This window comes from Streptomyces sp. NPDC028910 (assembly GCF_055564955.1).
On record NZ_JBVHVF010000006.1, the window covers coordinates 34,852 to 50,416 of the forward strand.

Below are 15,565 nucleotides of genomic sequence, written 5' to 3' on the forward strand. Positions count from 1 at the left end.
CCCGAGGAGCGTCACGTGGAGACCAGTTACCCCGTGTTCGAGGGCGGACAGACCCTCACCGCGGACGACCTCAACCGGCTCGGCTCCTTCCACCGCGATCGCGAGCGCCTGCTCGGTCTCCTCGTCGGCTTCGGGGTCAACGCGGGGCTCACCGGGGCGGTCCAGGGGGACGTCCTGACCATCGCGCCGGGTCTGGGCGTCGACCACGCCGGGGAACCACTCCTGGTCGGGGCCCCCACCACGATCCCGCTGCCGCCCACCGCCTCCGCGGAGGTGTTCCCGTTCGTCGACCCGGCACAGGGCGGCTTCAGCATCGTGCTGCAGGGCACCGACACGCCCTCGGAGGATCCGGACTGCGACGATCCGGACTGCGCCGGACACGCCGTACAGCACACCCGGGGCACGGTGCTCCACATCGTCGCCGGCCGGATCACCGGGCCCCGCTTCGACTTCGGACAGGAACCGCTGCTCGCTGTCAATCCGCTGACGCTCGACGCGACCCCCACGGCGTACGCGACGCTGCGCGAGGCGATCGCCACCCGGCTGACGAATTCCGGTGGCTCCCCGCTGATCTCCCCGGCCGCGATCACCGCGCTGCGCGCCACCTCGCTGGAGACGGGCGACCTGCCGGGGGCGCGCGGCTACAAGGCGGGCTTCCTCGACCAGGTGCTGTTCGCGACCCTGGACCTGCTGCGGATCTCGCGGCTGCTGGCACTGGAGACCGACCGCAGCGCGGTGACCCGGCCCGGTCTCGTCCTCGGCTGGCTGAACCTCGTGGGCACGCGGTGGGAGTGGGACTGCGAGTTCCGGCATGCCTGGGAGCCGCCCACCGGTCTCGTCCGCTCCCTGCTCGGCGGCGGGTGCGGCGATCCGGCGAAGCGGTACCGGGACACGATCGAGGCACTGATCGCCACCTACGCCCCACCGAACCCGCCGCCGGCGACGGGCGGTGGCGGCGGCACCGGGCCGATCGTCATCCATCCGGGGGACATCCACTACTGCCCGGACGGGAAGTGCGTGACCTACTACCCGCCGAAGGTCATCCCGGAGGTCTGGCCGCCGGACATCTACGTCAGGCCGATCGATCTCGTGTGGGAACCGCCGGACTACCCCGAGCGGTTCGAGGAAATCGTCAAGGACGTATACCGGCAGGAGACGTTCGCGTTCTTCGGCGACGGCATGATCGACCAGACGTTGATGCTGGGCCGCCCGGCCCAGACCGTCAAGCCGATCCTGGAGACGCGGCTCACCGAGCTCTCCGGATCGGCCAACGTGGTGATCGCGACGCAGACCGAGGCCCAGGCGCTGGCCGGGTTCGAGGCCGCCGGCAACCTCAACCTCGCCGACACCGCGGTGCTGGTCACCAACAACCAGGGCACCGTGGTGGCGACCGGGCGGATCCCCGCCGCGCACAGCGCCCGGGAGATCGGCACCCAACTGCCCGCGGCAGCCGCGAAGGCCGACCAGGCGATCGCGATGTCCACCGAGCAGGACGCGGCGATCGGCACGCTCCGGACGACGGTGACGGAGTTCTCCGGGAAGATCGAGGACTTCACCGCCTTCACCGAGACCGCGACCCAGAAGTTCGCCACGCTGGACGGCCGGCTCGCCGGGCTGGGTAAGGCCCAGGAAACGCTCACCCCGCTGGTGAACACGTTCCATACCCGGCTGGGCGAGGTCGAGGGCCTGACGAAGAACCTCCAGGGGGCGGTGACGACCCTCAATGCGGTGGCCGCGAAAGGCGGCGGTCCGGCGTTCACGGGCCGGGTCGGCGCCGACGCCGGGCGCGGTCTGGTCAATTTCGCCGGCCTCATCACCGAGGGCCTCACGGCGCTGGTCAACTCCGACAACGAGCGGACCCTCGGCCGTGCCCTCAAGGACGCCAAGCAGGCCGCCGTCGCCCTTGACGTGGTGACGGCCACCGGCGGCGAGGCCGAGATCGGCACGGCGGCCGTCGCCCTGCTGGGCACGATGCGGACGGCGGTCAAGGCCTCCGGGATCGCACCCGAGCAGGCGCGGGCGATCGACGCCCAGTTCCAGGTGGTCAAGGGACTGCTGGGATGACCGACATCGTCGTCGACCGGCTCAGCATCCGCGGCCCGGCCGGACGCCGCCTCGCGGGGATCGCCGCGCGGTCCCTGCCGGCTGCCCTGGAGGAGGCCCTCGGCGATCTGGAGGACGCCGAACTCGGCCGGCTGCACGTGCGGATCGAACTCGACGTCACCGGCTACGACGAACGGACTCTGGCCGTGCTCTGGGCGGACGCGGTGCGCCGCAGCGCCCTCGAAGCGGGGGCCAGGATCGCCGTACGCCAGGAGACCCGACGGGAGGCGGGGCAGCACGCCGCGCCGGCCGGCCCGGGCCTCCCCGGGCAGCCCGTGCGCCCCCTGCCCTCCCGGGCGGGCGGGCACGGGGGCGCCGCCACGGGCCGCGACGCACGCGTCGAGGAGGTGGTCTCCGCCGCCCTGGCCTGGCTCGGCGCGGGGGCGCCGCCGTCCGACGTGCCCGTCGCGGTGCTGGGGGCCGCCGAACCCGACGTGGCGCGGGCGGTCTGGGAAGGGCTGGGCCCCTCGGCGGGCAGGTCGCTGGTCGCACGCCTCCACGGGCTGCGCCGCCCCGGTGGCCGGGCGCCGGCCCGGCCCTCGGTAGCGCCCGGCGCCGCCGGTGTCCCGCGTCAGGCCGGCGCCCCGGATCGGAAGACGGGGCCGGGCGAGGCGGTCGCCGGCCGGTCGGCGGCTCCCCCAAACGGCCGGCCGGGCCCGGAGGCCACCGCATCGGCCTGGGCCGCGTCGCTGGCCCGGTCCGCTTCGCCGCTGCGCGAGCTCTCGTACCTCGCGTCGGCGCCGGGCGCCACGGTCGACCTGCGCCATGTGACCCGGGTGGCCGGCCTGTTGCTGCTCTACCCGTGGCTGCGCGACCTGTGCCGCGAGACACTCACCGGCGACCCGGGCCTCGCTGCCGCGGCCATCGACGCGGAGGGCACCGACCCGGTCGCCGTCGGCCTGCGACGGCGGGTGCTGGCCCGGCTCGCCGACCCGGGCGACCCGGCCCTGGCCGACGATCCGCTGGTCCTTTTGCTCGCCGGGGCCCCGGTGGCCGGCGTACCGCTCCCGCTCGACGCGGACGAGGCCCCGCCCGCGGCGACGGACGAGGGTGCCGAGCGGGTGCTGCGTGGTTTCGCGGCGCTGTTGCCCGGGTTCGGCGCCTCCAGCCCGGAGTTCGTACGCTCCGCATGGCTGCGCCGCGACGGCCTGATCGAGGGCGACGGCCCGATGGTCCGGATCGCCGCGCGGACGCTGCCGCTCGACATCGTCCTTCCCGCCCTGCCCTACCCGCTGGGCCTGGTCCGGCTGCCGTGGACGCCGCCGATGTCCCTGGCGTGGCAGCGGTGAGGGCCGTCCTCGAACTGCGCACCGCGCTGGAGGCACTGGAGGCGCTGATCGCCGTCCGGCTGGAGGAACGCCGTACCGACCCGGCCGACCGGCCGCTCCAGATCGCCGTGGACGACCCACTGCCGCCGCTGGACGGCTACGGCCGTGACGGGCCGCTGGCCACCGCGGTCGCGCGGGCCGGGCTCAGCGCTCCCGAGGCGCTGGTGCTGCTGGCGGCGCTGGCCCCGCACGTGGACGAGAAGTTCGACGTGCTGTTCGGGCGGCTCACCGACCGGCCGGGAGCGGCGGGCCTGACCGGCGAGGTGGCCCGCACCCTGATGGCGCGCAGCTTCGCCGGGCGCCTGCACGCGACCGCGCTGCTCGGGCCGACCGCGCCACTTCGGGCCTCGGGCCTGCTCGTCCTGGAGCCCCCCGGTGATCTCTCGGGCCGGCTCGTGCTCGATCCAGAGCTGCGGGCCTGGCTGCTCGGCCTGCCCGCGGCGGGCTCGTCGCTGCCCGCGGGCTCTCCTGCCCGGCCGCTGCACACCGTGCACACCCTCGACGACGTCGTCCTTCCCGGGGCGGCGCGGCGGCGCGTCGCCGAGCTGGTGGACCGGATCGCCTTCCGTGACCTGGTCGTCGACGACTGGGGTTTCGGCGCGCACCACGACAACGTCTCGGGGCTGATCGTGCTCTTCCACGGCCCGCCGGGCACCGGCAAGACGATGACGGCCGCGGCGCTGGCGCGCACCTGCGAGCTGCCCGCCTACCTGATCGACCTGTCCGCCCTCGTCTCGAAGTACATCGGAGAGACCGAGAAGCACCTGGCGTCGGTGTTCGACCGGGCCTCGCGGGAGCGTTGCGTGCTGGTCTTCGACGAGGCCGACGCGGTGTTCGGCAAGCGCACCGAGGTGTCGGACGCGCACGACCGCTACGCCAATCAGGAGGTCTCGTACCTGTTGTCCCGGGTGGAACGGCACCCAGGTGTCGTGGTGCTGACGACCAATCTGCTGGCCAACATCGATGAGGCCTTCCTGCGCAGGATTCACGTGACCGTCGAGTTCCCCAACCCGGGGCCGGCGGAGCGGTCCCGGCTGTGGCGCAGCGTGCTGCCCCGGCAGCTCCCGGTGGATGAGGCGGTCGACCTCGACGGGCTCGCCCGCGGGTACGACCTGACCGGGGCGCAGATCCGCGACGCGAGCCTGGACGCCGCGTACCGCGCGGCCGCCGATGGGCGGCGGGTCGGCGAGCAGCACCTCCTCGCGGGGATCCGGCGGCAGTACGAGAAGTCAGGGCGGACGGCGCCGCGATGACCCCGCCCACCGCGGCCCGCACGTCGGCGGCCGGGCCGGATGCCGACGCCCGGCACGGTCCGACGACCAGCACCGCGCCGAGCACGGCGACCGGCACGGCGACGAGCACGGCGCAGCCGTGGGAGGCCGCTTCGGCAGCCGCGGCCACGCCGCTGGACCGGGTGCCGGTGGCCGCGGCCGGGGAGCGCGTCGACCTGACGGGCAGGCGCGCGGGCGGCCTGACGGCCCGCCACGCCGAGTGGTCGGTGGCCGGTGGCCGCGTACTGCTCACCGGCGCCGCGCCGTTCGTCGCCCTCTCGGGCCGGGCCGGGGTGCGCTCCGACGGGAGCTTCGACGGCACGGTGGAGATGCGGGCCGCCGTACGGCTGCTCGGGCTCGACGTCGCGGATGCCGAGTGGACGGTGGCGGGCTGGGCGGGCGAGCCCCTCGCGGCACCCGCGGTCACCCTGCGCGGGACCACCCTGAGCATCGACCTGAGCCCGGTCGGCGCCGATGTCGTGACGCGCGCCGGCCCCGCCCTGCCCGTGGCCCGCGAGGGCGCGACGCTCACCGTGGATCTCCCGGCCGGGACGCTGCCACCAGGGCTCCCGGTCGAGCCCCGGATCGTGGAGCTGTTCCGGGGGATCCGCGGATGGGACCTCTCCGGCGTCCGGGTCCACCCCGACGCGCCGGTTGAGGGAGCTCCGGCGTTCGTGACACGGCAGGACCTGTTCTTCGCACCCGGCGCGTACGGCGTCGACAGCCCCGCGACGGTGGCCCTGCTCGACGCCGCGTTCCGCGCGGCCCTGGCCGGTGTGCTGGGCCCGGTGGAACCGACCCCGCCCGCGCCGCCGCCCCAGCCCGCCGGACCGGAGTCCGCTCCGGCCGCCGCCACCTCCCTGGTCCCGGCAAACGTGCCGGCAAACGTGCCGGCGGGCGGGTCGGCGGGCGGCCCGGCCCCGGCCGGTCCGGAGCCGACTGCCGTGCCGGCCCCGCCCGCTGAGGAGGAGTCCGCCGGGGGGGCTCCGGCCGAGCCCACGCCGGAGTACGAGGAGGAGTCCGGCGCGGCGGGGGCTCCCCCGGCACCGGTAGAGCTGCTGATGCCGCCCGCCCCCAGTGCCCTCGGGCCCGCGGCCCGCGCGCGCGGTGACGCGGTCGGAGCGGGTGCGGGAGCCGCGGCGCGGGCCGCACGCGATCTGCCGCCCGCCGGCGCGACGGTCGACGCGGCACGCGGAGCAGTGACCGAGCCGGCCGGCGAAACCGCCGCCCGCGCCCAGCAGGAGCTGGCCGCCGAGCTGGGCGCGCAGCCGGCACCCAGCCCGGAGATCGTCGAGCTGTGCGAGCGGATCCGGACCGCGATCCGGGAGCACCGGCCCGTCGACGAGGACGAGTTGCTGCGCAGCGATCCGACCCGGGAGGCCGCGGCCGCCGGGGCGACGGTCTCCGGCTCCGTCGACACGCAGGTGCGGCAGGCCGGGTCCGCGTACGAGGGCATGGGCAGCCCGCCGGCCGGGACGCCCGCGCTGACGCCGCAGCCGATCACCCCGCCGCCGACTGCCTCGCCGGGTATGGGAGCGGACGCGGCGGGCGCCGCGCCCGACCCGATTCCGGCGGAGAACCTCTCGCTCGACGCCGATGTCGCGGCCACCGACGCACGGATCGCCGAGTCCGGCGTGGACACCCTGGTCACCCGGGAGATTCCCACCGAGCCGTTCTCCGCCGTGCGCGAAGGCCGCGGTGAGCTGGGCGAGATGGCGCAGACCACCCCCCAGCAGCTCGCGGCGCAGCAGGCCGAGGCGATCGCCTCCGCCCAGGCCGACATGGCCTCGCTGCAGGCACAGGCCACGCAGGCGCTGCGTACCGCTCGCGCCACGACGGTGAAGTCGGTCGGTACCGGTCAGGGCGCGGCGGTGACCACCGAGCAGGAGACCCGGGAGGCGGTCTCCCGGCGCGCCCAGGCGATCTTCGACGCCGCGCAGACCCGGGTCGGCGGCCTTCTCGACCCTCTGTCCCGCACCGCCATGGCCCGTTGGGAGACCGGGCTGGCGCGTGTCTCGCGGGAGTTCCACGACTCCCTCGACCGGGTGCAGCGGTGGATCGACGACCGGCACTCGGGGGTCGGCGGCCTGGTCGTCGGGATCGGCGACGCCGTGTTCGGCCTGCCGGACTGGGTCACCGCGGAGTACGACCGCGCCGAGCGCGCGTTCGGCGACGGCGTGTGCGATCTGCTGCTGAGCATCTCCACCGAGGTCAACGGCGTACTGGCGGCCGCGCAGGCGGTCATCCAGCAGGCCCGGGACGACATCGACGCCGCGTTCACGGCGATGGAGGGCGAGTTCCCGGAGTTCGTCGCGCAGGAACGGGCCCGGTTCGGCGGAATGCTGGACGGGCTGACCGAGCGGGTGAGCGCAGCTCGGACGAGCTTCGTGGAGGACCTCTCCCGGCGCGCCACGCAGGCGGTCGCCGAGGCGCAGACGGCGGTCGAGGAGCGCCGGGAGGCGGCCCGCGGGGTGCTCGGGCGGATCGTCGCCGCGATCGAGGCGTTCATCGACGATCCGGTACGGGCCATCATCAACGGCCTGCTCACCCTGGTCGGCATCCCGCCCGGCGCGTTCTGGGCGCTCGTCGCCCGCATCCAGCAGGTCGTCTCGGACATCGCCGACGATCCGGAGAACTTCGTCAACAACCTGGTCGCCGGGGTCAAGCAGGGCTTCGAGCAGTTCTTCGAGCATTTCGGCAGCCACGTGCTGAACGGCTTCTGGGACTGGCTGTTCTCCGGCTTGCAGACCCCGATCCCGATGCCGACCGATTTCTCGGCGCGGGCCCTGTTCTCCTTCGCGCTGCAGCTGATGGGGATCACCTGGCCCCGGGTCCGGGAGATCCTCGTCCGGCACATCGGCGCCCAGAACGTCGAGATCATCGAGGCCGCCTGGCAGTTGATCTCCGTGCTCATCGAGCGCGGCCCGGGCGGCCTGGTCGAGATGGTCAAGGAGCGGCTCAGCCCTGAGGTGCTGGTACAGACGATCCTCGAGGCCGCCGTCGAGTACCTGGTCGAGACGCTGATCCAGCAGGTCGTCGTACGGGTGGTCGCGTTGCTCAACCCGGTCGGCGCGGTCGCGCAGGCCATCGACCTGATCTACCAGGTGTGCTCGTGGATCTTCCGCAACGCGGCCCGGATCTTCCGCTTCGTCGAGGCGGTGGTGAACGGTATGGCGGACGTCGTCGCCGGCAACATCACCGGCCTCGCCAACGCGGTCGAGCGGGCGCTGGCCTCGCTGATCCCACCGGTGATCGACTTCCTGGCCGGGCTGCTGCACCTGGGTGACCTGCCCGACGAGGTCGCCGAGGTGATCGGCGCCCTGCAGGCCCGTGTCTTCGAGGTGATGGAGCTGGTCATCGGGGAGCTCGCCGAACGCGGGCGGGCCCTCATGCGCACCCTGGGCCGGGGTGGCGACGGCGAGGAGGCCGAAGGGCGCGAGGACACCGAGCTGGGCACGACGGTGCGGTTCGCCGCGGCCGGGCACCCGCACCGGGTCTGGGTGGCGACCGCGGGGGGCGACGCCACGGTGATGGTCGCCTCGACACCGCAGTCGGTGTCCGAAGCGCTCGCCGGCTGGCGGGCCGACCTCGCCGCCGGCAAGCCCGCCGCGCCCGAGGCACACGCGCAAGCCACGGCTCTGATCGGGGAGGCGGAGGCCGTCGCGGACGACACGAACGCAGAGGGCGATCGCATCGCCGCGGAGTTCCTGGCCGCCGCGGCGAACCCCCAGGACGAGATCCGGCCGCCGTCCGACGACGCCGTGGAGAACCGCGAGCGCGCCCTCGCCGGGCTGTTGCACCGGCTGTTCGAGCTGATGGAGCAGAAGGACCCCGAGGAGTACGTCCAGGACATCGCCACGCACCTGCCCCGGCACGGAGCCCGCTACGCGGGGACCGTACGGGACCAGTGGCTGCCGCGGATCCGGCGGGTGCAGCGAACTCCCCCGGGCGGCCCGGGCGGTGCGCAGGTGTGGCCGGACACGGTCCTCGCGGGCACGGCCACCAGCGGGCTCGACCAGCTCGCGCAGGACTCGACGCACCGGATGCTGCTGCCGTGGTTCCTCGTCGGCAGCCAGTCGAACCCGCGGCAGGCCTCGGGCGGCCCGTTCTCTGCGCAGGCCCTGCAAACGGACAGCCCCGACCCGCCGCACTCCGTACGGACCATGTTCGTCACCGCCCTGGGCACCGACGCGGCGCGCAGCCTGCGCGACGCCGGACTCGCCGAGGTTTCCGAGGAGGAGAACGCCGCGCTCCGCGCCGTCATCGGGCAGATCCAGTTTTCGATGAGCGGCGGGCGCTGGGGCACGTTCGAGCCGTGGCCGGTCGACGAGGTGAACCCCATGGTCAGGGCGGCGGTGACGGCCGCGGGCGGCATCATCCAGTTCCTGCGGAACATGGTCCGCGGGTCGTCCGGTGGGCTCACCTGGGCGCAGCTTGCCGCGCTCTGGACTACCAGCCCCGAGACCAAGAACTGGGTCAAGGCCCGATTCCGGGGCGAGGCTCCCGGCGCACACGAGTGGATTCCCACCGGGTTCATCCCGCAGGTGATCGAGACCGCGATGGCGGTCTTCGCGCAGGGGGACGTGGACAACGCGCTGCGCTGGATCACCGCGCACACCAGCTTGCGTTCCCCGACGAACTACGTGCTGCACAAGCTCACCATCACCCGCACGCGCGCTCCCCGCGGAGTGTCCGCCCGCGAGAGCACGATCACGTCGGTCACTCCCTCGGGTCACGTGGGCGCCTTCCGGGTACCCGACCCTGACGACCCCACCCGAACCGTGACGACCGGAACCATCGGAACCGAGCAGTTCCATGACTGGCTGCGGGCCGAGTTCACCGCCAACAACGGCCTCGGCCCGGTCGGCTACATCTCGTACCTGCAGCAGCGACTGCCGGTACACGTCTGGGACGGAAGCATCGCCGACGTGCCGGAGGACGCGCTCGACCGGCCTGTCGGGATGCTCTACCGGGTGGCCCCCGGCGTGGACGTCGCTCTCACCCTGAACCAGTTGGCCTTGCGACAGAGACTCAACTGGCAACGAATCCAGCAACAGTTCGCGGCCGCCCTCGCGGCGACGTCCGCATGAACGCACCGGAGGATCCATGGACGAGGCGCTGCGCTCGGCGATCGCCGATCTGACCGCGATCGGCGAGCTGTCGGCGGATACGGAGCCGGGCGAGGTGGTCGACCTCGTCGTCCGGCACGCGCGGGGCCTGGCCGGCATCGAGGAGTTCACGGCCCTGCGGACCCTGTCGCTCATCGGCTGCGATCTCGACGACTGGTCCGGACTCTCGACTCTACGCAAGCTCGAGGTGATCGCCGTCGAGTACTCCACGCTGTCCGACCTGACCTGGGTGCACGGACTGCCACTGACCGTGGTCTCCCTCCGCTGCAACCGGATCACCGACCCAGGGCCGCTGCCCGGCATCGCGTCGCTGCAAACGGCCGATCTGCGGGGCAACCCGCTGCACCTCTCGGCGTACGCCTGGGCGTCCGCCGCGCCGGCGGTCCGGGTGGACGACGAGGAGACCTGGCAGCTGTGCACGGGCCTGCATGCGGCCGGCTTGCCAGCGGTGGTCTACCGCGACGATCGAGGGTTGCGCGCGGCATGGACCGGGCTGGGGAGGTCGAGGGCGCCGGAGGCGGGGCACCCCATGGTCACGGCCGGGCAGGTGACCTGCGCGATCGAGACCGGGAACGTGGACGGGCTTTTTGCCGAAGGCACCCGATGAACGCGGTTCCCGACGAAGGCGGTCAGCGGAAGCCCGGCTACGGGCCGGGTGTGTCGTGGCTGGCCGAGCGGACCGGACGGCCTCCCACCGAGCTGCTCGCCGACCCGGCCGGGCTCGTCGCGGCAGTTGCCTCCGCGACGCGCGCGTGCCTCGAGATCGCGGCGGGTGTCGTCTCCGACGATCCCGCCGTCCGCGCGGACGCCGAGCGGCGCCGAGTCCGGCTGCTCGCCCGGTTCGACGGGGCGACCACGCCGAGCGAGACCTTCGCCGCTCAGGTGGCCGCCGAGCTCCGCGCCGCGACCGCGCGCGTGCGTGACGCGGGCTCAGCCCAGGACGGACCGCCGGACCGAGGCGACCAGCGCTGAGGTCTCGGCCGAGGGTCTCATGCCGAGCTCCCGGCGCAGGACGGCGCGGCAACGCTGGTACGCCTGCTCGGCCAGCCCTGCGTTCCCCTCGGCCACATGCACCTTGATCACCGCCCGGTGGGCGCTCTCACGCAGCTCGTCCCCACGGCGCGCGGCGATCGCCGCTTCCATCGCCAGCCCGTACGCTCCCTCGACCGCGAGCCGTTCCGCCAACGCCTCCAGAACGTGCAGGCGCAACTGGAGCAGCCGCTCGCGATCGACGACGAGCCAGTCGTCCTCCCAGTCCGGCAGCAGTTCGCCATCCAACCCGAGCAGCTCGATCGGGTCACGGCCCGGACCGGATCCGGAAAGGGTCGCGTGGGCTATGGTCGTCATCCGTTGCGCGTCGACTTGGACCTCAGGGCTCAGCCAGAGCGCGCGCGGCTCACTGAGCACCAGCCCGGGAAGGGTGCGGTTCGCCCGCCAGACAGCAGTGCGCAGGTTACCGAGGGCTTGCCCTTCACTCTGGTCGGGCCACAACGCACCGGCCAGCCGGCTCCGGCCGGACCGCCCGCGAAGGGCAAGGAACGCTACGATGCGCTGGACCGTGCCCGGTAGCCGGACATCCCCCTGGACCCCGGCCAGCCGGAACATGCCGAGCAATGTGAGCCGAAAGGCGCTCAGATCCGTCTCAGGCACTATGCAGACCCCTCCGCCGCCGGGCACCCGTTAAGAGGAGTCCGTCGCGGCCTAGACAATGTGCATGTGCACGAGTTTGCGGTGTGACCCTTCGACCCGCGGCTCCACCCGGTAAGCCGGTGGCAGGAGCAGGTGAACAACTCCCCGGACCCAGCACACCACGACTCGTCCGTCCAGCATCGAACACGAACAGTAAACGAACGACCACCAGCTGACGTAACGGAAGTATCAGGGCCGTGGCCGTTGGGGTCCAGGCTCATGGCGAAGCACGATTCGGACCGTTCTCGGAACGTCCCGCCCGCACCGGCGGCCGGCAGCCCGCCGCGGTCAGCTCGACCGTTCACGCTCCGTGCATGGCCTCCGCCACGGAATCCGGAGACAGTCGAGAAGCACGCGGCCCATCCACTGTTGACGCGCACAGGACTATCGACCATGATCCACTTCGGCCTCCACGAGCGGGGCGAAGACGAGTTCTCATAGGAGGTTCCACCACCCATGAAGCGTGTTCTCGCGAAGATGGCGACGGTATCGGCCGCCGCCATGACGATGGCTCTCATACCGCTGTCGGGAACCTCTTACGCGGCCGGCTGCACCGGCGCCGGCTGTGACAACCTCGGCCCCGTGTCCCAGGGCTGCGACACCGACGCCGTCACCAAGCAGACCGCCTACGCCGACGGCAGCCTCAAGGCCGAGCTGCGCTGGTCGCCCAAGTGTCAGGCGGCCTGGGTCCGCGTCACCGATCCCGCCGGCCCCAACAACTGGTGGGACAAGTACGGCTACATCGAGAAGCACGACGGATACGCCGGCCCGCTCGTGCGCAGCCTCTCGGTCAAGTTCCCCGACCCGGGCACGGACTGGTCCAACATGCTGGGCGGCAGCGGCTACTACTACCGCGTCTGCATCAAGGACACCGGCACGGGCAAGATCGACTGCAGCGGCTACTGGTAGGCCAGGCCCCTGGCCAAGGAAACGAGGTCACAGCCCCTCCGGGCTGTGACCTCGTCCTGCGTTCCACCTCTGCCCCCGGCCGTCTGCGACCGCCACAGCTGGTCTCAGCGGTCGCCGCGCGCACCGCGTACCGTCTGTGAAGGGGTCTCGCCGTAGGCGTCGCGGTAATGGCCGGTGAACCGGCCCAGATGGGTGAACCCCCAGCGCAGGGCCACGTCGGTGACGGTCTCGCAGGCGTCGCCGTCCGCTACGGCGAGAAGGTCACGGCGCGCGAGATCCAGGCGCACACCGCGCAGGTAGGCCAGCGGGGTCTTGGCGAGGTGGGTACGGAAGCCCTCCCTCAGGCTGCGCACGCTCACCTGGGCGGCCGACGCCATCTCGGCCACCGATACGGGTTCGTGGGCGTTTTCGGCGCAGAAGCGCGCCGCGCGGCGTACCGCGCTGGGCAGGGCGGCGGGGCCGCCGCCCGCCACCGTATCGCTGAGCCCGTGGGGCTGGGCGTCCAGCAGGGCGTCCACCAGGAGGCGCTCGAAGTTCCGTACCGCCAGGGGTGATCGGGCGGCCAGGCCGGAGTCGGCGAACGCGGCGAACTGCTCCACGAGACTCAGCCAGACCCTCACCGCGTCCGTGCGGTCGTCGAGGACGGGGACGAAGTCCAAGGGCCGCTCGGGCAGGTCACCGAGCCGTACGGCAAGGGCCTGGTCGAGTACGGGGCGCGGAATGATCAGGATCCGGTTCACGCTCTCCCGGTTCCAGCGCATCGACAGCCTCTGTCCCGGTCCCGCGATGCTGAGCGGGGAGGAGAGCGTTCTGCCGTTCACTGTGACCGCGCCGTGGCCGCTGAGCGGGATGTGGATGTTGTAGAAGTCCAGTGGCGCCCCGGGCGCGACATCGACCTCAGCGCCGTAGCCGAGTTCGTACAGCCCGAGCTCCCCTTCATGCGCACAGCGGAAGCGGCCGTCGAGCCGGTGGTCGTCCAGGACCGACATCCGGTTCGGCGCGAACCGTGTGCTGATCAGGTCGTGCAGCTCCTCGACGTCGTTCCCCCGGAAGAGCAGGCCCGGCTCTGCCTCGTCCAAGCTGACTGCCCTGATGTCAGACATGGCCTCACCGTCTGCTGATCCCGGATGGAGTTCGGAATCTACCTGTCCGGTTGTCCGAGCACCAACCGTCGCCGGGCCGATACCCACGAGGGCCTCTCCTGACTATCCAGAATGGTGTCCACTATTCCGCCAAGAGTGGATAGTCGCAGGGCTCGGGCCGGGCGAAGCTGTGGTCTGCCCGAACGCTCGAACCCCCTCCGAGATCACCAGCCGGCACGAAGACGGCTGTTGGACCGTGTCCGACTCGGATGATCAAGGCACAGTTCAGATTCGCTTCATGCGGCTGTCACGAGTGGAGCTCAGTGACAGGGAGATGGGTCGGCGCACCTGGCGCTTTCTGCGCGTGTGTGTCCGGGTCCCTCCGGCCGTGTGCGCGTCATTCTCCGGATCACTCCACACCCGTTGACGGCCGCTGCCCGGCGTCCTGAGAACAATGGAGATGGATCCAGACAGTGAAGAACCCACTCTCCGCGCCCAGAAGCGCGGGCCCGCACCAACTCGTCCGGGGGGCGATGGCCGTCTCCGTGACGGCCTGCCTGTTCACCGTGGCGTCAGGAGTCACGCCTCTGGTTTCGTCCGCGGCGGCCGCGGCCTGTTCCGGCACGGAGTCCGACTTCAACGGTGACGGCGTCCGTGACATCGCCATCGCGGACCCCGAGGCGACCGTCAACGGCGCGGCCAAAGCCGGAGTCGTCCACATCGTCTACGGCGGCGGCAAGGGCGTGCTCGACCTGACCCAGGAGGCCTCCAACTCGGGGGCCTCCGAGGCCGGCGACCAGTACGGCTTCGCCCTCGCCTCCTATGACGCCGACCTCGACGGCTGCAGCGATCTCGCGATCGGCTCCCCCTACGAAGACCTCGGAACCACCGTCGACAGCGGCCGGGTCCTGGTCGTCTACGGCTCCCCGAGCGGGCTCGGCGCGGTCAAGGCGCCCAAGGAGCACCGCCAGGGCAGTGGTTACTCGCTGGGCGGTTCCCTGGAGGCCGGTGACTGGACCGGCTACGCGGTGGCCGCCGGCAAGACCTCGGCCGGAACGCCGTACCTGCTCGTCGGGAACCCCGGGGAGGCGATCGGCACCCGCGCCCAGGCCGGCAGCTTCTTCTACATCCACGGCACGGCCCAGACCGTCGCGGGCGTTCATCAGGACACCGATACGGCCGGAGCCGTTCCCGGTGAGGCGGAGGCCGACGACCGTTACGGCGCGTCCCTGGCCGCTTCGCCGACCCATTTCGCCGTCGGTACTCCGGGCGAAGCCATCGGTACCAAGGTGCAGGCGGGTGGCGTGGGCGTCTTCAGCCACACGCTGGTGTCCGGATCGCCCAAGCCGCTCACCGGCGTCGACCAGGACAGTGCGGACATCCAGGGAGCGTCGGAGACCGGGGATCTCTTCGGCACGTCGATCGCCATGGTCCCGTACCGGCCCTCTTTCGGCGCGACGGTGACCAACGAATCCCTGCTGGTGGTCGGCATCCCCGGCGAGGACCTCTCGACGACCGTCGACGCGGGTGCCATCCAGGTCTTCCGGGTCGCCGCCACCGGGGCCGTCACGGAGACGGCCTGGGCCGACCAGGACACGGCCGGTGTAGGGGGTGCGGCCGAGGCGGGCGACTACTTCGGTCAGCGCGTCGTCGCGGTCAACACCTCACCCAACACCGTGAGTACGGCGAACACCACCCGGGTCGCGGTCGGTGTACCCGGCGAGGACAGCACGGACGAGTTCCGGGACCGGGGCCTCGTGCAGATCCTCCCGCTCATCGGGGAGCCCGGCTCCAACGACACCTACCTCCAGCCCGGCGACGGCATCCCCTCGCCGGCGGCCCCCCGGCAGTTCGCCGGGCTGAGCCTTGCCGCCTCCCAGTCGGCCCTCTACGTCGGTATGCCGTTCGGCCCGGTGGAGGGACGCGCGGTCTACGGCTTCCCCTGGTCCGTGGAATCCCGAGCCCCCACCCAGACCTGGAAGCCCGGTGAAGGCGGCCTCCCGGCCACCGGCACCGCCTTCGGCGCGACGGTCCGATGACCGCGATGAACGACA

The 15,565-nt window shown here is 72.5% G+C and carries 10 protein-coding genes; 8 read left to right on the forward strand and 2 right to left on the reverse strand.

The window, feature by feature from the left end:
- Positions 1–15 precede the first annotated feature (15 nt).
- The 6 genes from ACZ4TV_RS10735 to ACZ4TV_RS10760 are packed head-to-tail and all read left to right on the forward strand — an operon-like array spanning position 16 to position 10,803.
- Entirely contained in the window at positions 16–2,064 is a 2,049-nt protein-coding gene (locus ACZ4TV_RS10735) for a hypothetical protein (protein WP_468132936.1), read from the forward strand.
- Positions 2,061–3,392, forward strand: coding sequence for a contractile injection system tape measure protein (locus ACZ4TV_RS10740; protein ID WP_468132938.1), 1,332 nt, complete (start codon positions 2,061–2,063; stop codon positions 3,390–3,392). Before ACZ4TV_RS10735 ends, ACZ4TV_RS10740 begins: the two co-directional genes overlap by 4 nt.
- Positions 3,380–4,684: an ATP-binding protein gene (locus ACZ4TV_RS10745; protein ID WP_468132940.1), complete on the forward strand. Its 1,305-nt coding sequence runs from the start codon at positions 3,380–3,382 to the stop codon at positions 4,682–4,684. The genes ACZ4TV_RS10740 and ACZ4TV_RS10745 overlap by 13 nt, the downstream gene beginning before the upstream one ends.
- Complete coding sequence (locus tag ACZ4TV_RS10750) at positions 4,681–9,792, forward strand: hypothetical protein (protein ID WP_468132942.1); 5,112 nt, start codon at positions 4,681–4,683, stop codon at positions 9,790–9,792. Before ACZ4TV_RS10745 ends, ACZ4TV_RS10750 begins: the two co-directional genes overlap by 4 nt.
- Positions 9,793–9,808: 16 nt before the next feature.
- The gene (locus ACZ4TV_RS10755) at positions 9,809–10,438 is read left to right on the forward strand and encodes a hypothetical protein (protein ID WP_468132944.1); all 630 of its coding nucleotides are present in this window, start codon (positions 9,809–9,811) and stop codon (positions 10,436–10,438) included.
- Complete coding sequence (locus ACZ4TV_RS10760) at positions 10,435–10,803, forward strand: hypothetical protein (protein ID WP_468132946.1); 369 nt, start codon at positions 10,435–10,437, stop codon at positions 10,801–10,803. Before ACZ4TV_RS10755 ends, ACZ4TV_RS10760 begins: the two co-directional genes overlap by 4 nt.
- On the opposite strand, the gene ACZ4TV_RS10765 is transcribed toward ACZ4TV_RS10760, so the two are convergent.
- Entirely contained in the window at positions 10,762–11,481 is a 720-nt protein-coding gene (locus ACZ4TV_RS10765) for an AfsR/SARP family transcriptional regulator (protein WP_468132948.1), read from the reverse strand. The two genes, ACZ4TV_RS10760 and ACZ4TV_RS10765, sit on opposite strands and share 42 nt — an antisense overlap.
- Before the next feature lie 495 nt (positions 11,482–11,976).
- On the opposite strand from ACZ4TV_RS10765, the gene ACZ4TV_RS10770 reads away from it, so the two are divergent.
- On the forward strand, positions 11,977–12,429 hold the full coding sequence (locus tag ACZ4TV_RS10770; protein WP_468132950.1) for a DUF2690 domain-containing protein: 453 nt from the start codon (positions 11,977–11,979) through the stop codon (positions 12,427–12,429).
- Between the two features lie 104 nt (positions 12,430–12,533).
- Here the strand turns inward: ACZ4TV_RS10770 and ACZ4TV_RS10775 are convergent, their stop codons facing one another.
- Positions 12,534–13,532 (reverse strand): AraC family transcriptional regulator, encoded by a 999-nt coding sequence (locus ACZ4TV_RS10775; protein WP_468132952.1) that lies wholly within the window; start codon positions 13,530–13,532, stop codon positions 12,534–12,536.
- A 452-nt stretch (positions 13,533–13,984) separates the two neighbouring features.
- On the opposite strand from ACZ4TV_RS10775, the gene ACZ4TV_RS10780 reads away from it, so the two are divergent.
- Positions 13,985–15,550, forward strand: a complete 1,566-nt coding sequence (locus tag ACZ4TV_RS10780) for an integrin alpha (RefSeq protein WP_468132954.1) — start codon at positions 13,985–13,987, stop codon at positions 15,548–15,550.
- Positions 15,551–15,565: the final 15 nt, after the last annotated feature.